The following is an 18,990-nucleotide window of genomic DNA, read 5'->3' on the forward strand; positions in this document are numbered from 1 at the left end:
CCCCGCGAGCACGAGACAGCGCTTTCCGCACCGCCACCGTTCATCGACAATGCCCGCCTTCCCCACCAGGAGAGTGGATGCACCTCATGTTCCGCAGCCTCATGGTGCTCGTGCTTGTCGCGCTCGCCGGCCCGGCGAGGGCCCAGGCCACGAAGCCCCAGCCGCCCACCGCCGAGTCCGAACGCGCCGAGTACATCCGCTCGCGCTACACCAAGTTCGAGTACCGCGTGCCCACGCGCGACGGGACGAAGCTGTTCACGTCCGTCTACGTCCCCAACGACGCGAGCCCCGGCAAGCGCTACCCCATCCTGCTCGTGCGCACGCCCTACACGGTGGCGCCATACGGCCAGGACCGGTACGCGCGCCGGCTCGGGCCCACCGCCGAGTACGAGAAGCAGGGCTTCATCTTCGCCTTCCAGGACGTGCGCGGCCGCAACATGTCCGAGGGCGAGTTCGTCAACGTGCGCCCCCACGTCGCGAAGAAGAGCGGGCCCAAGGACATCGACGAGAGCACCGACACGTACGACACCATCGCGTGGCTGGTGAAGAACGTGCCGGGCAACAACGGCCGCGTGGGCCAGTGGGGCATCTCGTATCCGGGCTTCTACGCCTCTGCGGGCGCCATCGACTCGCACCCGGCGCTCAAGGCGGTGTCGCCCCAGGCACCCATCGCCGACTGGTTCTGGGACGACATGCACCGGCATGGCGCCTTCAACCTGGTGCTGGCCTTCAACTTCTTCTCGGGCTTCGGCAAGCCCCGGCCGCAGCCCGTCGCCAACGAGAACTGGCACCGCTTCGACCACGGCACGCCGGACGGCTACCAGTTCTTCCTCGACCTGGGGCCGCTGGCCAACGCGGACACGCGCTACTTCAAGGGTGACATCGCCTTCTGGAAGGACATCGTCGCGCACCCCAACTACGACGCCTTCTGGCAGGCGCGGAACCTCCTGCCGCACCTGAAGAACATCAAGGCCGCGGTGATGACGGTGGGCGGCTGGTACGACACCGAGGACCTGTACGGCCCGCTGCGCACCTACGCCGCCATCGAGAAGCAGAACCCGGGCATCACCAACACGCTCGTCATGGGCCCGTGGCCGCACGGCGGCTGGACGCGCGGGGACAGCACCGCGCTCGGCGACGTCGAGTTCGGCTTCCGCACGAGCGACCTCTACCAGGAGCTGGAGGCTCGCCTTCTTCAGGCACCACCTCAAGGGGGGCGACAAGCCGGAGCTGCCCGAGGCCCTGGTGTTCGAGACGGGCGCCAACCGCTGGAGGCGCTTCGACACGTGGCCGCCCAAGGGCGTGCGCGAGGCGAAGCTCTACTTCCAGCCCAAGGGCGGCCTCTCCTACGCGCCCCCCGCGTCCACCGAGGCGGCCTTCGACGAGTACGTGAGTGACCCGAACAAGCCGGTGCCCTACACCACGGAGCTGACGACGGGCTGGACCAAGAACTACATGACCGAGGACCAGCGCTTCGCCTCGCGCCGGCCCGACGTGCTCGTCTACGAGACCGCGCCGCTGGAGAAGGACCTGACGCTCGCGGGCCCGCTGGAGGCGGAGCTGTGGGTGTCCACCACGGGCACCGACGCGGACTGGGTGGTGAAGCTCGTGGACGTGAACCCGGGGAAGATGCCCGGCGCCAGCCGTGGAGACTCGGAGGAGGGCAACACCCGCAACCGCGGAGGCCAACAGACGCTGGTGCGCGGCGAGCCGTTCCGCGGCCGCTTCCGTGACAGCTACAGCGAGCCCAAGCCCTTCAAGCCGGGCGAGGTGACGAAGGTGCGCTTCGTCATCAACGACGTCTTCCACACCTTCAAGCGTGGGCACCGGGTGATGATCCAGGTGCAGTCGAGCTGGTTCCCCTTCATCGACCGGAACCCGCAGACCTTCGTGCCCAACATCTTCGAGGCGAAGGAAGAGGACTTCGTGCGCGCCTTCCACCGGGTGCACCGCTCGGCGGCGCACCCCAGCTCGCTCAAGGTGGGCGTGCTGCCGGCGGTGGACGACTGACGCACCCGGGAGGGCGGGGAGCAACGGGCCCCCTGCCCTCCCCTCCCGAGTGATTGAGCTCCTGCTCCCTCTCCCCCCCGAGCCCGTTCTTCCAACCCGTGGCCCTCAGTGTGGACAGGGGGTTCAACCCGAGGCCCTGGCACCCTCACCCCGTCCCTCTCCCGAAGGGAGAGGGGATATCTTCGCGGACCTACCTGAAGGGGATTAGCGCGGGTAGAACGTCTTGCCCGCCTTCACCATCTCCACCAGGGACGGCGCGGGGGTGAAGCGCTCGCCGTACTTGTCCTGGTAGTGCTCCAGGCGCCGCAGCAGCTCGGCGGGGCCGAGGCTGTCGGCGTAGCGGAAGGGGCCTCCGAGGAACGGCGGGAAGCCGAGCCCGAAGATGGCGCCCACGTCGCCGTCACGCGCGCTGCGCAGAATGCCCTCGCCCAGGCAGCGCACCGCCTCGTTCACCATCTGGAGGGCGCACCGCTCGGCCATCTCGCGCGCATCCAGGTTCTTGCGGTTCTTCCCGTGCGGCAGGAGCTCGTAGACGGTGGGGTCCACCTCCTTCTTCTTCTTGCCGTCGTAGGTGTAGAAGCCCTTCTTGTTCTTGCGGCCGAGCCGTCCGTCGGCCACCACCTTCTCCAGGGCGCGGGGCGCGGCCATGCGCTTGCCGAAGGCGGACTCCATGATGGGGCCCACCTTCTGCGCCACGTCGATGCCCACCTCGTCCAGCAGGGTGATGGGGCCCACGGGGAAGCCGAACTCCACCAGCGCCTTGTCCAGCTCGGCGATGTCGGCGCCATCGGCCAGCAGGTGCGCGGCCTCGTTCATGTACGGCGCGAGGATGCGCGAGGTGTAGAAGCCCGGCCCGTCGTTGACGACGATGACCGTCTTGCCCTGCTTCTTGCCCACCTCCACGCAAGTGGCCGTCACCCAGTCGGCGGTGCCCTTGTGGGTGATGATCTCCAGCAGCGGCATCTTGTTCACCGGGCTGAAGTAATGCATGCCGATGACCTGCGCGGGCCGCCGCGAGCCCTTGGCCAGCTCGGTGATGGGGATGCTGGAGGTGTTGGAGGCGAAGATGCAGTCCTCGCGGGTGACGGCCTCCACCTCGCCCATGATGCGGTGCTTGAGGGCCAGGTCCTCGAAGACGGCCTCGATGACCACGTCCACGCTCTTGAAGCCCTCGTAGCCGGTGCCACCGGTGACGAGCGCCATCTTCGCGGCGGCCTCGCGCCACGTGAGCGAGCGCTTCTTCACCCGCTCATCGTAGAGGCCCTGCACCTGCTTGAGGGCCCGGCCCACGCCCGCGTCGTCCTTGTCCTTCACGCGCACCGGCACGCCCTGCAGCGCCGAGCTGACGTAGGCGATGCCGCCACCCATCAGGCCGCCGCCGAGCACGCCCACCTTCTTCACCTCGCGCGGCTTCACGTCCGCGCTGGCCGTGCCGTTCTCCTTCTTGAGCGCGGTGGTGGCGAAGAAGATCTCCACCAACCGCTTGGAGACGTCGGACACCACCAGCTCGCCGAAGAACCGGGCCTCGGCCTCCAGACCCGCCGCGCGGCCGGACTCCACGCCGATGCGGATGGCCTCGAGCGCCCGCTCCGGCGCCGGGTACTTGCCGCGCGTCTTCTTGCGAAGCTGCTTGCGCGCCTGATCGAAGAGGATCTTCCGGCCCACCGGATTGTCCTCGAGCGCGACCTCGGCCCACATCTCCTTGTTGGCCAGCCCCAGCAGCAGTCCGCCCAGGCCCTTGCGGCCCTGCTGTGCCACCGCCTTGAGGCCCTGGCCACGGGGACGACGCTCCGCCTTCAGCATGCCCTCGGCCAGCTCGCGGGCGCGGCGCACGGCCAGGGTGCGGAGGATGGGCGCGGGCACCACCTCGTCCACCAGGCCCAGCTTCCTGGCCTTGGCGGGCTTCACGTTCTTGCCGGTGAGAATGAGATCCAACGCGGCCTGCACGCCGATGAGGGCCGGCAGCCGCTGGGTGCCGCCCGCGCCGGGGATGAGGCCGAGCTGCACCTCGGGCAACCCGAGCGTCGTCTTCGGGCTGTCCGTGGCGATGCGGTAGTCACAGGCGAGCGCCCACTCCAGGCCGCCGCCCAGGCACGCGCCGTGGATGGCCGCCACCACCGGCTTGGAGAAGGCCTCCAGCCGGTCGAAGCCCTGCTGCCCCTGACGCGAGGCGGCGGTGGCCTCGGAGGCGGACTTGAGCGTTCTGGAGGAAGTCGATCTTCGCTCCGGCCACGAAGCCATCCTTCTTGCCGGAAATGAAGACGACGGCCTTCACCGTGGGATCCTTCTCCGCGCGGGTGAGCAGCGTCGAGAACACCTCGCCCGTCTCGGGGGAGAGCGTGTTCACCGGCTCGCCCGGCAGGTCCAGCACGAGGAGCGCGACACCGTCCTCGACGTGGTAGGTGAAGCCCTGCTTCGCCTCGAGCTCCTGAGCCATCATCGCAGCCATCACGCACGCTCCAGGACCACCGCGGCTCCGAGGCCACCGGCGGCGCAGACGGTGCACAGCACCGTGTTCTTGTTCTGACGCTTCAGCTCATGGAGGGCCTGGGTGACGATGCGCGCCCCCGTGGCCCCGAAGGGATGGCCGATGGAGATGGAGCCACCCGACAGGTTGAGCCGCGTACGGTCCACCTCGCCCACCGGCGCGCTCCAGCCGGCCTTCCGGGCGAACTCCTTGGAGGCCAGCGCCTGGATGTTGCTGGCCACCTGGGCGGCGAAGGCCTCGTGCATCTCCACGAGATCGATGTCGGAGAGCTTCATGCCCGCGCGCTGCAGCGCGATGGGGGCCGCGTACGCCGGGCCCTGGAGCAACTGATCTCCGGGGTCGGTGGCGGCGTAGGCATGGGCGCGCAGGTAGCCGAGCGGCTCCAGGCCGAGCGCCTTCGCCTTCTCCTCGCTCATCAGCAGCAGCGCGGCGGCGCCATCGGTGAGGGGCGAGGCATTGCCGGCGGTGACGGAGCCGTACTTGCGATCGAACACGGGCCGGAGATGGGAGAGGGCCTCCAGGCTGGTGTCCTCGCGGACGATGTTGTCCTTCTGGGACACCTTCTCGTACTTGGGCGGCACCACCACGTGCATCACCTGGGCGTCGAAGAAGCCGTCCTTCCAGGCGCGCGCGGCGTTCTGGTGCGAGGTGAAGGCGATGGCGTCCTGCTCCTGGCGGGAGATGCCATTCTCCTTGGCCATCTTCTCGGCGCTCTCGCCCATGGTGAGGCCGGTGGAGTACTCGGCGATGGCCGGGGGCACGGGCACCAGGTCGCGCGGCTTGAGCGTCTGGAAGGCCTTGAGCTTCTCCGGAAGGCTGCGCGCCTTGGAGGCGGCCACCAGCGCCTGGGCCAGCGGCCGGCTGGTGAAGATGGGCGCGTCCGACATGGACTCGGTGCCACCCACGAGCGCCACGTCCGCCTCGCCCACCGAGATGGCGTTGGCCGCGGTCGTCATGGCCTGGATGGAGGTGGCGCAGGCGCGCGCCACGGTGAACGCTTCAATCTTGCGCGGCAGCCCCGCGGCCAACACCACCTCGCGCGCGATGGACGGCGCGGTGAGCGTGGGGATGACCTGGCCGAACACCACCTGGTCGATCTCCTGGGGATCGATCTCCGCGCGCTGCACCAGCTCCTGGACCACCATGCGGCCCAGGTCCAGCGCGGTGAGCCTGGCGAAGTCGGTTCCCGCCTTCACGAAGGGCGTCCGCAATCCGCGGACGATGGCCACCCTGCGGTGACCGTTACGCTGCTTCTCGCGAGCCATGTGTGCCTCACCTTCACGACGTAGGTGAGGCGCATCTAATGGGCCGTGTCGCATCGCGTCAACGGGAGATTGACTCCGGAGTCAACCGGGTGGAACGAGGCCCCCTCTGCCCCTCGGTGGGCGGCTCAGGGAGCGGTGCCCGGCTGTTGAGCAGCCGACTTCTCCAGGAGGAACTCCTCCAGGGGACGCAGCTCCGGAGCGGCCCAGAGCGAGGACAGGTCCGCCTGCTCGAGCTGGCGCAGCAGGGCCTCGGGGAAGGGCCGCACCCCCGCCTGCGCGAAGAGCTCGGCGAGCACCCGGTTGGGCTCGTAGCGGCCCCGGATGAGCTGCTCGAACGAGGGCTCCACCGGCAACAGGGAGCGCAGCAGGTGCTCGTCCCGGAAGAGGAGCGTGGCGACCTCGGGCGCGATCAACAGGACCCGCCATTCACTCAGGGGTCCCCCTGCCCCCACGATGTACTCCATCAAACCGCGCTGCTCCGCCATCACATCCAGCGTGAGCGTCTCCGCATCGCCCACCACGGCCACGGGCTCCCCCTGGAGCAGAAGGATGTCTCTCGCAATGGATGAAGCTGAACCATTGCCCGTCGCTGTCTCAACCTGGATGCCCTGCTCTCGCAGACGGGGATGACCTGCCACCATCCGCTCGAAAAGCCCTCCCGCCACAGCTCCCGTGGTCACGATGACCGCACTCATCGGGCGTTCCTCCCTTTCACCAGATTCAAATCCGCGAATCCCATCTCCACCGCGTGCCGCAACTTCCTCCTCATCCCCTCGAGGAGCCGTTGTCCCTGGAGGGCAAAGTCAATCTCATCTTCCTCCCACAGCAACACATCCGGCGGCGGGAGCATCGGCAGCAACGACAGCGCAGTGGGCGAGAACCTGCCCGTGTTGAACACCGCCCCAATCGTCGTTCTCGGACGGCGCAGGAGCTGCGACTTCAGCTTGACGATGGCAATGGCATCTACCGCTCTGGTCACATCCTTGGACTCTACCAGACAGGACACCCCATCGAAATAGATGATTCCATCGATCTGCTCCAGGAGGACCCTCGCCTGGTAGACCCGGTAGGGCCAGGTCACCTCGGCGCCCTCCAGTTGGAAGGCCCTCAAGAGCAGGTACTCCAGCAGCACACCGGCGGGCCACTCGGGGGGCGAGACTCCCGCCCGAAGGCCCTGCCACAGTTCCATCAACCCTGAATGATCGAGCGCGAGCACCCTGCGCTGGTACTCGCCGCCCCTGCCCTCATCTGTCACGGCACCCGTCCCCTTCCCCGACCCCACTCACGCCACCCTACCGGGTGCCCCTGACATCCCCGGCCGACTCACGGGGTCACGTCATCAAGTGCCCTGGCGGAGCGCGGCACCGTGCTTGTGCACGGCGTCCACCATGAACTTCGCGGCGTCCGGATCCGTGGGCGGGAGGATGCCGTGGCCCAGGTTGAAGATGTGCCCCACGGACCCGGCGCGGCGGAGGATGTCCACCACGCGCTGCTCCAGCTCCTCGCGCGGCAGGAAGAGGTGGAGCGGATCCAGGTTGCCCTGCACCGCCACGTCGGGCCCGAGCACGCGCCGGGCCTCGTCGATGGGCGTGCGCCAGTCCTGCCCGATGACGTCCGCGCCGGTGCGCTTGAGCAGCGGCAGGTGGTTGGACATACCGGTGCCGAAGACGATGACGGGCACGCCCTTGGCCTGCACCTCCTTCACCATGCGCGTGAGGTACGGCAGGCAGAAGCGCTCGTAGTCCCAGGGCGACAGCTCCCCGCCCCACGAGTCGAAGATCTGCACGATGCTCGCGCCGGCCTCCACCTGCATCAGCAGGTACGGGATGAGCGTGCTCGTCAGCTTCTCGAAGAGGGTGTGGGCGAGCTTCGGCTGCTCGAAGAGGAGCCGCTTGATCTGGATGTAGCTCTTGGAGCCGCCGCCCTCGACCATGTACGCGGCGAGGGTGAAGGGCGCGCCGGAGAAGCCGATGACGGGCACCGAGTCATTGAGCGCGCGGCGGGTGCGGCGGATGGCCTCGGCGACGAAGCCGGTGCCCTGGACGGGGTCGGGCACGCCCAGCCGCTCGATGTCGGCGGCGGAGCGCACGGGGTTGGGGAAGTGCGGCCCCTTGTCCCCGAGCTCCAGCTCGATGCCCATGGCCTCCACGGGGATGAGGATGTCCGAGAAGATGATGGCGGCATCCACGCCCAGCCGGGTGATGGGCTGGACGGTGACCTCGGCGGCGAGGTCCGGGTTCTTGCACAGGTCGAGAAAGGCGATGGTGCCGCGAATGGCTCGGTACTCGGGGAGGTAGCGGCCGGCCTGGCGCATGAGCCACACCGGCGTGGTGTCGGTGGGCTGGCGGCGGGCGGCTCGCAGGAGGCGATCGTTCAAGGGGTGGGCTCCGTGTCTGCCCCCTCTTCCCTGAGGAGTGGGCGGGGGCGAGGGTTGTCAGGTGCCATCGCCAGGGTCAACGCTCGTGTCAGGGCGGTCCGGAATGATCCGTCCGTCCAAAACGTATGCTTGACAGTGACGGGCGTGGCCGATACAAGCCCGCCCCGTCGCAACGCGGTGACGCAAGCGAGGGGCGGATAGCTCAGCGGTAGAGCGTCGCCCTTACAAGGCGAGGGTCACAGGTTCAATCCCTGTTCCGCCCAAGCAGTAAGAGTGGTAGAGCAGCACAGCGGTGTCGTGGGGAGTTAGTTCAGTTGGTTAGAACGCCGGCCTGTCACGCCGGAGGCCACGGGTTCAAGTCCCGTACTCCTCGCCAATAGAAGGGCCCGGAATCGCAAGGTTCCGGGCCCTTCGCCTTTTCTGGCCCACCTGCCCTTCCTCCGGCCGCAGCACGCTCACCCGTCTCCAAGACTGGAGCTCGCACGAGCTCCCGGTCATGGCAGACGAGATGACAGCGCCCCCGGGCTCTCGGCAGGCGCCGGCAGTCTCAGCGGGAGACCACGGGCGCCGCGTCACCGGCAGGCCGGTCCGCGCGGCGCTGCAGCTTCACCACCTCGGCCGTCACCGTCACGCTGCTGGGCAGCGGGATGAAGAAGAGGATGGCGCCGAACACCTTCGTCACCGGCAGGTACTGCGTCTGGCGGAAGCGGACGTTGATGGCCCCATCTCCCCCCATCTCCCGCACCTGGGGGATGAGCACTTCCTTGAAGCCGGCATTCAGGTCCGTGCCAATCACGTCCACGAAGCCGAAGAGCAGCACGCCCGAGCGCGTGGCCTGGACCATGCCGAGCGTTTCATAGGGCTCGGGGATGTCGCCCGCCGTCACGAAGACGTCCCTGCCGCTGCGGTCGGACGGGACGGAGGCGGTGTTGATGACGGTGCAGCCGGTGAGCGCCACGAGCGCGAGCGCGACGAGGAGACGCATGGAAGGAAGTCTCACGGTTGGGAGGAGATGAACTGGATGACTTCGCCGGTGACGAGCACGTTGCGGTCGCGCATCTTCACGCCGCCGCGGCCGCTCGCCACGTTGGAGATGGACTCGGACAGCTCCGCCGCGCGCTCCACGCCGGTGGGCGGATTCTCGTCCTCGAACTCGATGTTGATGACGCCATCGCCGCCCATCCGCAGGGCCGTGTCCACGAGCGACTTCTTGATGGCACCGTCGATGGCGGCATCCCCCATGTCCGAGTAGCCCGCGACGGTGACGCCGTAGCCCAGCACCTGGGCGAAGCCGAGGGTGCGGTAGGGCCGTGGCGAGCCGCCGGTGCTGAGGTAGAGGCCACGCCCACCATCAGGCGGACGGTCCGACAGCTTCGAGCCGCGCGACACGGCGGTGCAGCCGACGCACAGCAGCAGGGGGAGCAGCAGCGGGAGTTTCACCGGGTTCTCCAGGAGCAGAGCGGTTTCAACGCGACGAGGTACCCGCCGACGGCGGCGCGGCGCCCGGACCGAGCTTCACCACCTCGCCGGTGAGGGTGACCTCGCTCGGCAGCGGGATGATGAAAAGCAGGGCGAAGAGGATGCGGGTGGGAATCGTGTACTGAGTCTGCTGGAAGCGCACGTTCATGATGCCGTCCCCACCCAGGCGCCGGACCTCGGGGATGAGCGACTCGCGCAGCCCGGCCTCCAGGTCCGTCCCCGCGGGGTCCGCGAAGCCGAACAGCAGCACCCCGCGCCGCGTGGTCTGCACCACGCCGAGGCTCTGGTAGGGGCCCTTCACGTCCCCCGTGGAGACGAAGACATCCCGTCTGTCGCCCATGGACGGGACCCGGGCCACGTTCACCGAAGTGCAGCCCGCCAGCACCATCACCATCAGGAGTCCGAACGTCCCACGCATGCGATCTTGCCCTCCCTCGTCCACGCGAACGCGGAACATCGGCGCGGATGGCTCGCCAGGGCAAACTCTTTTTCGCAGCTTGACTGCGCGGCTCCCAGCATTCAGAACGCGCGCGCACCCGAGGGGACCCCCCATGACTCGCAGACCACTGATCCTCATCACCCTGCTCGCCGCCCTGCTGTCCTCGTCCAGCGCCTCCGCCCAAGTGTGGTTCGAGCTCCTGCACGCGCCCTGCCTCACCGGCAATGAGAGCAACCTCAACCCCGTCAGCGGCCGCTACCGGGGCGCGGTGGACTGCTTCAACGAGGACTTCAACGGAGGGGGCGCCCGCAACACGCTGAGCATCAAGGCCTTCCAGGCGTGGGAGTTCGGGACGATGTTCCTGTATTACGACATCACCGGCCCCTTCAACAGCGCCCTGGCCGACGTCGCGAGCGTCAACGAGAAGGGTGGTTTCTTCGGCGGCATCACGGTGACGCTGTCGGGCAAGTTCCTCGGCGAGAAGCTCCTCAACCGGAAGCTCGATTGGGGTCCGCTCTCCAACGTCTCCTTCAAGTACGAGGCGGAGCACGTCTCCAAGTTCGGCATGCTGAACTACTACGGCCTGCAGTGGGACTTCGCGGTACCGTTCCTGGACTTCGTGACGGTCACCACGGTCATCCGCGACGACTACGTGTTCCGCGGCGTGGACTTCCAGCTCGGCGCCGCCTGGCAGAAGTCCTTCTCGCTGGGCAGCCAGGACTTCAAGTTCCTCGGCTTCTTCCAGTGGGGCCTCTTCGGTGAGGGCGTGCACCGCAACCCCGGCCCCTTCGACCTCGCCCGGGGCAATCGCTTCTTCCTCGCCCAGCCCCAGCTCCTGTGGGACTTCGGCAAGGTCCTCACCTTCACCCCGGGCAAGCTGTACGCGGGCCTCGAGTACCAGATCGCCTTCAACCGCTACCTCATCCCGGGCAAGGCGGAGAACGTGCTCCAGGGCATGATCCGCTGGAACATCTGGCAGTAAAAAGCGTGAAGGGCGGGGTGCCCGCCCGGGCTGGGGCATGACGCACAGCCTGGAGTGGGCGCACCCGAGGGACAATCCGGCGCCACTGTTTCGTGGGAACGCCCCAGGGAGGGGTTGGGTTGCGCAACCTCCGCGAGGTGCCCACCCTCCCCCTGGATGAACCGCGAAGACATCCCCCAAGGTCCGTACCAGGCGGAGCCCGAGCGAGCCCCTCCTCCTCCGGTGCGCCAGCCGTGGCCTCCGGTGTGCGCGGCCATCATCGGGGGCTCGGTGGCGCTCTACCTCCTCGATTTCCTGCTCGCCCGCTCCGCGGCCAGCCCGGGAGCGCTCGGGCCCGTCTTCCAGCGGATTGCCCTCTTCGGACCGCTCGTCCAGACCGGGGAATACTGGCGGGTGCTGAGCTGCGTCTTCTCGCACGGAAGCCCCCTCCACCTGGCCTTCAACATGTGGGTGGGCTACTCCATCGGCCTCCCCTTGGAGCGGAGCATCGGCAGCGGGCGCTTCCTGGTGCTCTCCCTCATGGCCGCGCTCGGCTCCTCGGCCTTCGCCCTCTTCTTCAACTTCGACGTGCCCACCGTGGGGGCCTCGGGGATGATTCTGGGCTGGGCGGGGGCGATGATCGTCACCGCCACGCAGGAGTCCCGCAGGAGCCTCCTCGTCTGGCTGGCCCAGGTGGCGGTGCTCAGCCTGCTGCCCGGGGTGAGCTGGGCCGGGCACCTCGGCGGCTTCCTCTTCGGCGTGCCCGTGGGCTTCACCCTTCGCGCCGGGCCCCGCGTCTTCGCGAGCACCGCGCCCTTTCTGCTCGCCCTCGCCGCGGCGGTGGCCTACCTCACGGCGCACCCGGAGCGCTTCGGCGGTCTGAGCTGAGGGCGTCGAAGCCGGCTGACGGCGAGTGGCCACGCATCCGCTGCTCGTGCTCCAGCAGCCACTGCTTCGTGGGCACGCCCCCCGCGTACCCGGTGAGCTTCCCGCTGGTGCCCACCACCCGGTGACAGGGGACGACGATGGAGAGGGGATTCCTCGCGTTCGCGGACCCCACCGCCCGCGACGCCCCCTCCCGGCCGATGTGGCGCGCGAGGCCCGCATAGGACCAGGTGACGCCCAACGGAATCTCCCGGAGGGCCTTCCACACCATGTGCTGGAAGGGCGTCCCCACCGGCTCGAGCGGAAGGTCGAAGGACACGCGCCCGCCCGCGAAGTACTCCTCCAACTGGCGCTGTGCCTCCCGTAGCACCGGGTGGCCGTCTCCCTCGCTGGCCACGAGCACGGGTGCCCGCTTGTGGTTCTCCAGGTAGATGGCGGTGAGCGCCCCTTCGTTCGCGTACAACCGGAGGGGCCCCACGGGGCTCTTCGAGGTCGTGGTGTACAGCTTCATCCGCCTGCTCCTTCCGAGAGAGAAGTCCAGAGGTGTACCGCCGCGTAGGACCGCCAGGGCCGCCAGGCCTCGGCCCGCGCGCCGGCCTCCTTCGCCGTCACGCCGCCGAGCGCCTTGCGAATCCCGAGATCGCTCGCGGGGAAGGCATCGGGCCAGCGCAGGGCCCTCATGGCCACGTAGTGCGCCGTCCAGGCCCCGATGCCCGGCAGCGCCTCGAGCGCCGCCATCGTCCCGTCCACATCCGCGTGCCGGTCCAGCCGCACCGAGCCCTCCGCCACCGCCCGCGCCACCGCCAACAGGCTCCTCGCCCGTGCCCCGGGAAGTCCCAGCGACGCCACGTCGTCCTCCGACGCCGCCGCCAGCGTCTCCGGCAGCGGGAACAGCCGGGAGAAGCTCCGCGTGCGGACCGTCCACGGGTTCGCCGAAACGCGCCACGAGTCTCCCGCTCAGCGTCGTCGCCGCGCGGACGGTGACCTGCTGCCCGAGGATGGCGCGCACCGTCAGCTCGAAGGGATCGAACGCCCCCAACACGCGCAGCCCCGGGTGCGCCTGGACGAGCTTCGCCAGGAGCGCGTCGCGTCCGAGGCACTCCGTGATGACCTCCGGCCGCGCATCCAGATCGAAGAGCGCCCGCAGCCGCGCCGACACCTGCATCAGCACGCCCGCCAATGACAGCGAGACCTCGGCCAGGAGCGCGGGACGCTTCGGATCCTTCCGGACGGAGAGCCAGCCCGTCTTGCCGCCCAGCCGCACCGTGCGCCGGTACTCGGCTTCCCCCGCGTGCTCCACCCCCGGAATGGCGCGTCCCCGGAGGTAGAGCAGGAGCTGCTCCCAATCGAGCGGCGGGCGGTAGTCCAACCGGAGCACGAGCGAGCGCGAGCCCACCGCCTCGTCACTCGCGCGCCGCAGCGCCGAGGGAGGCCTGCCGAAGCGCTCCTGGAAGAGCGCGTTGAAGCGCCGGACGCTCTGGAAGCCGCTCGCGAAGGCGACCTCGGCCAACGGGAGCGCGGTGTCCTGGAGCAGTTGCTTCGCCAGCGCGAGCCGCTTCGACTGCGCCAGCTCGACCGGCGACACGCCGAGCTCCGCCTCCATCGCCCGGCGCAGGTGCCGGCTGGTGACGCCCAGCTCCCCCGCCAGCTCTTCCAAGGACGACTCGTTGAGACACCCTCCCTCGATGCGCGCGACCGCGGCCGCCACCAGCCTCGGGACGGAATCCACCGGCGCGCTGCCCGGAGCCAGCTCGGGGCGGCACAGCAGACAGGCCCGGAAGCCCGCGTGCTCGGCCTCGGCCGCCGTGCGGTAGAAGGCACAGCGCTCCTGGCGGGGCGTCTTCGCCGTGCACACCGGCCGGCAGTAGATGCCCGTCGTCGACACCCCGACGAAGAACAGCCCATCGAAGCGCCGGTCTCGCGCGGTCAGCGCCCGGTAACAGGTTTCGGTCTCCAGCGTCCGCATCACGGGGCTTTCGTAGCGTGGCCGCACACCCCTGTCTGGCCGTTTTCGGACCTGACCGCGAAAATCGGGTCACCGCCCCCGCTTCCCTGTCCCCACTGTAGTCTTGCAACAACCTTGCAACGCGCCGGGGAACCGATGGTTGCCGGATGGGCACCGGAAAACCTGAGAGCCGGGCAAGGGTGTTATCGTCCCCCGTCCGTCGCAGCCCGCCCCACTCTCAGGAGGAATCCCCGGTGACACCGGGCCTCGCTCAAGCCTTCGTCTCCGCCCGTGAGGGCTCTCTCGTAGGGGAACCGCTGGCCACGTTGGAGGAGCGGCTCGGCCGAGGGCTGAGCACGGCCCGCGCCGCCTGGCCCGATGTGGCGCTGGACGGTGCGCGCTTCGCCGCCCACATCGCCCGGCACCTGCCCGCCGACAGCCCCGCCGAGGCCCTGGAGCGGCTGCACCTGCCGGATTTGTACCTCGCCTGCGCGTGCGCGGAAGGACTCCCCCTGGCCCATGCCGCCTTCGAGGCCCGCGTCCTCCCCGAGGTGCACGTGGCCGTGGCCCGCCTCAAGCTGCCCCCCTCCTCCGTGGACGAGGTGCGCCAGCTCGTGCGCCAGAAGATGCTCGTCCCCGGCCCCGACACCCCCGCCCGGCTCGCCGCCTACCCCGGCACCGGCCCCCTCTCCGGCTGGGTGCGCGCCGCCGCCCTGTGGATCGCCCTCGACATGCAGCGCCAGCGCTCCAACCAGGACGTGTCGATGGAGGACAGCACCCTCTCCCTCCTCGTGGACCCCGGCGATGACCCCGAGCTCGTCTACCTCAAGACGACCTACCGCGCCGAGTTCAACGCCGCCTTCACCCAGGCGCTCGCCAACCTCTCGCCCCGCGAGCGCAACACCCTGCGCCTCAAGTACCTGGATGGCCTGAGCATCGATCAGCTCGGCGCCCTCTACGGCGTGCACCGCGCCACCGCCGCCCGGTGGGTGGTGGCCGCCCAGCAAGCGCTCCTCGAGGAGACGCGACGCCTGCTCACCGAGCGCCTGCGCCTCACCGGCTCCCAACTCGACAGCGTGCTACGCCTCATCTCCAGCCAGCTCGACGTGAGCCTCAGCCGGCTGCTGCGCTCGCGCATCGACTGAAGCCCCATGGCCTGCCTCGACGAATCCACCTTCATGGAGTTGATGCTCGGCGGCCTGCCGCCCGAGCGTGCCGCGGAGGTGGACCGGCACCTGGACGCGTGCCCCACCTGCCGCCGGCTCGTGGCGGAGGCCTTCCGCGCCCGGACGCCCACGGGCCTCGCCGAGCCCGCCACCCTCCAGTCCCCCGCTCCCGCCGCCTCCGTGGAGGCCGTGCTGCCACGTGGGACTCCGGTGGGGCGCTACCTCGTGCTGGAGCGGCTCGGCGCGGGCGGCATGGGCGTCGTCTATTCGGCCTATGACCCCGAGCTGGACCGCCGCGTGGCCCTCAAGCTGCTGCGCGTCGCGGCGCTCGGCCTGGACGCCGAGGAGGGCCGGGCCCACCTGCTGCGCGAGGCCCAGGCCATGGCCCGCGTCTCCCACCCGCACGTGGTCTCCGTCTTCGACGTGGGCACCTTTGGCGAGCAGGTCTTCCTCGCCATGGAGTACGTGGAGGCCCAGACGCTGCGCCAGTGGATGCGCGCCGCGCCGCGCTCCTGGCGCGAGGTGCGCGACGTCTTCGTGGACGCGGGCAAGGGCCTGGCCGCCGCGCACGCCGCGGGGCTCGTCCATGGGGACTTCAAACCGGAGAACCTCCTGGTGGGCGGACGCGTGCGCGTCACCGACTTCGGCCTCGCCCGCCGCACCGCGCCCGGGGACGCCCTCAAACCGGTGGGCGGAACCCCGGCCTACATGGCGCCCGAGCAATTCGGCCCGGGCGGCCACGCCGACGCGCGCTGCGACCAGTTCTCCTTCTGCATCACCCTGTACGAGGCCCTGTACGGCGAGCGCCCCTTCGTGGGCGACACCGAGCGGACGCTGGTGGCGGAGATGCGCGCGGGCCGGGTGCGCCCCGTGCCGAAGGGGACGGACGTGCCTCCGTGGCTGCACCGGCTGGTGGTGCGCGGACTGGAGGTGGACCCCACCGCGCGCCATCCCTCGATGGAGGCCCTGCTCACCACGCTCCAGGGAGAGCCGGCGAAGCGGCGGCGGTGGTGGCCCCAGCTCGGCGGAGCGCTGGCGCTGTTGCTCTCGGTGGGCGTCACCCACGCGGTGCACACGCGCGCGGCCCGGGCCTGCGAGGGCGCGGCAGAGAAGGTGGCCGGCATCTGGGGCCCGGAGCAGAAGCAGTCGGCGGAGACGGCCTTCCTCGCCACCGGCCGGCCCTTCGCCCTGGAGGCCTGGAAGAGCACGCAGCGCACGCTGGACGCGTACACCGCCGCCTGGGCTTCCCTGCACACCTCCGCCTGCGAGGCCACCCGCATGCGCGGCGAACAGTCCGAGGAGCTGCTGGGCCGGCGCATGCGCTGCCTGGACCAGCGGCTGGCCGAGGTGGCCGCGCTGACGCGCCTCTTCGCCCAGGCGGACACCCGCGTGGTGCAGCACGCCCCGCGCACCGCCGAGCAGCTCTCCCCCCTGGCCGGGTGCTCCGACCTCGCGGTGCTCGAGGCCGCGGGGCCCACGCCGGAAGACGCCGCCGCGCACGCGCGCACCGAGGCCTTGCACGCGGCGCTGATGGAGGGACGCATGCTCGGCGTGGCGGGCCGGTACGCGGAGGGAGCGGCCCGGGTGCTCCCCGTGGCCGAGGAGGCCCGCGCCGCCGGAGACCGGTACGGCAGCGCGGAGGCCCTCCTGCTCGTGGCGGAGCTGCGAGATCAGGCGGGGGACTACCGCGGCGCGGAGAAGCTCATCCAGGAGGCCGTCTGGGCCGCCGAGGCCAGCCGCCACGACGCGGTGGCCGTGCGGGCCTCCACCCTGGCGGTGCGCATCACCGGCGAGCGGCTGGAGAAGTACGAGCTGGCGCACCTGTGGCAGGAGCGCGCGGACGCGGCCCTCACCCGCATGGGGAGTGATGAGGTGCTGCGCGCCCGGTTGCTCAACAACGTGGGCCGGGTGCTGGCCATCGAGGGCCGCTACGCGGAGGCCGCCGAGCGGCAACAGCAGGCCCTGGCGTTGCTGGAGAAGCACCAGGGGCCCGAGTCCCTGGAGGTGGCGGACGTCCTCGTGGAGCTGGGCACCTCGCTGATCACCCAGAGCCAGGTGGACGAGGGGCTCGTCCACGTGCGGCGCGCCCTGGCCCTGCGCGAGCGGGAGCTGGGCGCCGCCCACCCGGACTCCGGACAGGCGCTGCTCGCGCTCTCGACCGCCTCGTGGGTGAAGCGCGAGGTGGCGGAGGGCAGGCGGCTCACCCGGCAGGCGCTGCAGGTGCTCGAGCAGGCCCTGGGCCCCGACCACCCCATGGTGGCCTACGCGCTCAACGACTACGCGATGCACCTGCTCTATGGCTCGAGGGAGGATGCGAACGAGGCCATGCCGCTGATGCTGCGCGCGCTGCGCATCATCCAGACCGCCGAGGGCCCCGACGGCACCAGCGCGGCCATCTTCACCAGCAACCTTGCGCAAGTCGAGATGAGCCTGGGCCGCCTGTCGGAGGCGGAGCACCACTTCCGCGAGGCCATCGCGCAACTGGAGGCGAAACGGGGCCCCGAGCACGTGACGCTCTGCTCCCCGCTGCATGGGCTGGGGAACGCGTTGCAGCAGCAGGGCCGGGCCGAGGCGTCCCTGCCCTACTTCGAGCGCGCCGCCACCATCCACAGCGCCCAGCCCATCGACTTCCACAACGCCCGGGCGGAGCTGTTGATGAACCTGGGCAACGCCTACCTGTTGGCGAAACGGCCCCGCGAGGCCATCGCCCCCCTGGAGCGCGCGCTGGCCTTCATCGAGAAGTCCCCCCATGCCGTCCAGCTGCACCGGGTCCACATCCGCTTCCGCCTCGCCCGCGCCCTGTGGGACTCCGGCGAGGACCGGCTCCGCGCCCGGCAGCTCATCACCGAGGCGCTCGGCCTGCTCGAGCACGAGCGCGCCCCCTGGGCGCGGAAGCTCCAGGAGACCCTGGAGCGGTGGCTCGCCGAGCGCCCGCCCGTCATCGCCCCCAGCCGCTGACGCCGCCCGTCAGTGACTCGTCCACGGGTGCCGCTCTCCCGCCCTCCGCTCGGCCTCGTCGGAGGGGATGAGCTCGATGGGCCCTTTGTCCGACTCCGCCTCGTCCCGGGCCTCCCGCAGCTCCTCGAGCGCCTCCTTGCCCCCGTAGGGCCTGCCCGACGCGCCGAGACACGCCTCCAGGTCGGTCTTCAACGCGGCGGCGGTGGCATAGCGCTCCGAGGGATGGCGGCGCAGCAGCTTGTGGAGGATGCGCCGCATGGGCTCGGACACGTTCCGCATCAGGTGCTCGATGTGCTCGGGACGGAAGGCCGCGGCACGCCGGGCCATCTCCTCCACCGACGTCCAGCTTCGCAGCTCGGACACCCAGCGCTCCTCCCCCTCGCCACCCGGGTGGCCCGGAGGAAGCGCCGCGGCGGCCTGCTCCACCTCGTCCGTGCCATAGAGCTGCTGGCCCGTCGTCATCTCCAGCATCACCAGGCCCAACGAGAAGAGATCCGCGCGGGCATCCACCTCCCCCTCCGGCATGGGGAACAGGCGCTCCGGGGCGGCGAAGTCGAGCTTCTCCCCGGAGGACATACGGGGGGACCGGCTCGCGTCCGGGCAGCCGCGAGCAGGCCGACATGAAGTTCGCCAGCATCACCGCGCCATCGTGCCTCACGATGATGTTGTAGGGGTCCACACTGCGATGGAGGACGCCCAGCGGCCGCCCCGCCGCGTCCGTGAGCCCATGCACGTAGGACAACACGCCCGCCACCTCGGAGGCGACGTAGAGCATGAAGGACTCGGACAGGTTCCGCTGGCGCACGCAGCCGTAATGCCCGGCCATGTTCACGCTGATGCCGGACACGTACTCCGTCACCAGGTAGTGGGAGTCCTCGTGCCGGAACAGTCCGTGGGTGCGGGGAATCGCCGGGTGTGACAACAGCGCGCCCAACGCCGCCGCATCCTCGAGGCGCGCGAGGCGCTTCCAATGCGCCTGCGGCTCCAGCACCGCGACTTCCACCAGCGGCCCTTCCC

14 protein-coding genes, 2 tRNA genes and 3 pseudogenes are annotated in these 18,990 nt (G+C 70.0%); 7 read left to right on the forward strand and 12 right to left on the reverse strand.

Annotation, left to right across the window (positions count from 1 at the left end; translation table 11 throughout):
• Positions 1 to 101 precede the first annotated feature (101 nt).
• Positions 102 to 2,010, forward strand: a pseudogene (locus ACN28I_RS15835) (CocE/NonD family hydrolase).
• A 204-nt stretch (positions 2,011 to 2,214) separates the two neighbouring features.
• Here the strand turns inward: ACN28I_RS15835 and fadJ are convergent.
• From fadJ to hemE, 5 genes and pseudogenes are all read right to left on the reverse strand, one after another.
• Positions 2,215 to 4,459: pseudogene (fadJ, locus tag ACN28I_RS15840) on the reverse strand (fatty acid oxidation complex subunit alpha FadJ).
• Complete coding sequence (gene fadI / locus ACN28I_RS15845) at positions 4,459 to 5,763, reverse strand: acetyl-CoA C-acyltransferase FadI (protein ID WP_420942857.1); 1,305 nt, start codon at positions 5,761 to 5,763, stop codon at positions 4,459 to 4,461. The pseudogene fadJ and the gene fadI overlap by 1 nt, the downstream one beginning before the upstream one ends.
• A 125-nt stretch (positions 5,764 to 5,888) precedes the next feature.
• Positions 5,889 to 6,290, reverse strand: coding sequence for a hypothetical protein (locus ACN28I_RS15850; protein WP_420942858.1), 402 nt, complete (start codon positions 6,288 to 6,290; stop codon positions 5,889 to 5,891).
• A 164-nt stretch (positions 6,291 to 6,454) separates the two neighbouring features.
• Positions 6,455 to 7,018, reverse strand: coding sequence for a hypothetical protein (locus ACN28I_RS15855; protein ID WP_420942859.1), 564 nt, complete (start codon positions 7,016 to 7,018; stop codon positions 6,455 to 6,457).
• Between the two features lie 84 nt (positions 7,019 to 7,102).
• Positions 7,103 to 8,140: a uroporphyrinogen decarboxylase gene (gene hemE / locus ACN28I_RS15860; protein ID WP_420942860.1), complete on the reverse strand. Its 1,038-nt coding sequence runs from the start codon at positions 8,138 to 8,140 to the stop codon at positions 7,103 to 7,105.
• A gap of 191 nt (positions 8,141 to 8,331) precedes the next feature.
• Here hemE and ACN28I_RS15865 point away from each other — a divergent pair.
• Both ACN28I_RS15865 and ACN28I_RS15870 read left to right on the forward strand, forming a co-directional pair.
• A tRNA-Val gene (locus ACN28I_RS15865) sits at positions 8,332 to 8,403 on the forward strand.
• Between the two features lie 36 nt (positions 8,404 to 8,439).
• Positions 8,440 to 8,516 (forward strand) — tRNA-Asp (locus tag ACN28I_RS15870).
• Between the two features lie 171 nt (positions 8,517 to 8,687).
• On the opposite strand, the gene ACN28I_RS15875 is transcribed toward ACN28I_RS15870, so the two are convergent.
• Genes ACN28I_RS15875 through ACN28I_RS15885 form a run of 3 tightly spaced genes read right to left on the reverse strand, consistent with a single transcriptional unit; the run spans position 8,688 to position 10,037 of the window.
• A complete protein-coding gene (locus ACN28I_RS15875; RefSeq protein ID WP_420942861.1) occupies positions 8,688 to 9,125 on the reverse strand; it encodes a hypothetical protein in 438 nt (145 codons plus the stop codon).
• 11 nt (positions 9,126 to 9,136) lie between these two features.
• Positions 9,137 to 9,580, reverse strand: a complete 444-nt coding sequence (locus ACN28I_RS15880; protein ID WP_420942862.1) for a hypothetical protein — start codon at positions 9,578 to 9,580, stop codon at positions 9,137 to 9,139.
• Positions 9,581 to 9,605: 25 nt separating this feature from the next.
• Positions 9,606 to 10,037 carry a hypothetical protein gene (locus ACN28I_RS15885; protein ID WP_420942863.1) on the reverse strand — a complete coding sequence of 144 codons (432 nt, stop codon included), beginning with the start codon at positions 10,035 to 10,037 and terminating at the stop codon, positions 9,606 to 9,608.
• Between the two features lie 133 nt (positions 10,038 to 10,170).
• Here ACN28I_RS15885 and ACN28I_RS15890 point away from each other — a divergent pair, with 133 nt between their 5' ends.
• Positions 10,171 to 11,040, forward strand: coding sequence for a hypothetical protein (locus tag ACN28I_RS15890; protein ID WP_420942864.1), 870 nt, complete (start codon positions 10,171 to 10,173; stop codon positions 11,038 to 11,040).
• A 156-nt stretch (positions 11,041 to 11,196) separates the two neighbouring features.
• Positions 11,197 to 11,907 carry a rhomboid family intramembrane serine protease gene (locus ACN28I_RS15895; protein ID WP_420942865.1) on the forward strand — a complete coding sequence of 237 codons (711 nt, stop codon included), beginning with the start codon at positions 11,197 to 11,199 and terminating at the stop codon, positions 11,905 to 11,907.
• Here ACN28I_RS15895 and ACN28I_RS15900 read toward each other — a convergent pair.
• From ACN28I_RS15900 to ACN28I_RS15910, 3 genes and pseudogenes are all read right to left on the reverse strand, one after another.
• Positions 11,870 to 12,415 (reverse strand): methylated-DNA--[protein]-cysteine S-methyltransferase, encoded by a 546-nt coding sequence (locus ACN28I_RS15900; protein WP_420948647.1) that lies wholly within the window; start codon positions 12,413 to 12,415, stop codon positions 11,870 to 11,872. The two genes, ACN28I_RS15895 and ACN28I_RS15900, sit on opposite strands and share 38 nt — an antisense overlap.
• A complete protein-coding gene (locus tag ACN28I_RS15905; protein ID WP_420948648.1) occupies positions 12,412 to 12,798 on the reverse strand; it encodes a DNA-3-methyladenine glycosylase family protein in 387 nt (128 codons plus the stop codon). The genes ACN28I_RS15900 and ACN28I_RS15905 overlap by 4 nt, the downstream gene beginning before the upstream one ends.
• Positions 12,799 to 12,988: 190 nt before the next feature.
• Positions 12,989 to 13,870, reverse strand: a pseudogene (locus tag ACN28I_RS15910) (bifunctional transcriptional activator/DNA repair enzyme AdaA); the annotation flags it as partial.
• Positions 13,871 to 14,103: 233 nt separating this feature from the next.
• Between ACN28I_RS15910 and ACN28I_RS15915 the strand changes: the two are divergent.
• Together ACN28I_RS15915 and ACN28I_RS15920 are read left to right on the forward strand one after the other, a co-directional pair.
• Positions 14,104 to 14,994: a sigma-70 family RNA polymerase sigma factor gene (locus tag ACN28I_RS15915; RefSeq protein WP_420942866.1), complete on the forward strand. Its 891-nt coding sequence runs from the start codon at positions 14,104 to 14,106 to the stop codon at positions 14,992 to 14,994.
• A 6-nt stretch (positions 14,995 to 15,000) separates the two neighbouring features.
• On the forward strand, positions 15,001 to 17,973 hold the full coding sequence (locus ACN28I_RS15920) for a protein kinase domain-containing protein (RefSeq protein WP_420942867.1): 2,973 nt from the start codon (positions 15,001 to 15,003) through the stop codon (positions 17,971 to 17,973).
• Positions 17,974 to 17,982: 9 nt separating this feature from the next.
• Here ACN28I_RS15920 and ACN28I_RS15925 read toward each other — a convergent pair whose 3' ends face one another.
• Positions 17,983 to 18,549 carry a hypothetical protein gene (locus tag ACN28I_RS15925; RefSeq protein ID WP_420942868.1) on the reverse strand — a complete coding sequence of 189 codons (567 nt, stop codon included), beginning with the start codon at positions 18,547 to 18,549 and terminating at the stop codon, positions 17,983 to 17,985.
• Positions 18,550 to 18,990: the final 441 nt, after the last annotated feature.

It is taken from the genome of Archangium gephyra (assembly GCF_049060025.1).
Classification (GTDB): Bacteria; Myxococcota; Myxococcia; order Myxococcales; family Myxococcaceae; genus Archangium; species Archangium gephyra_A.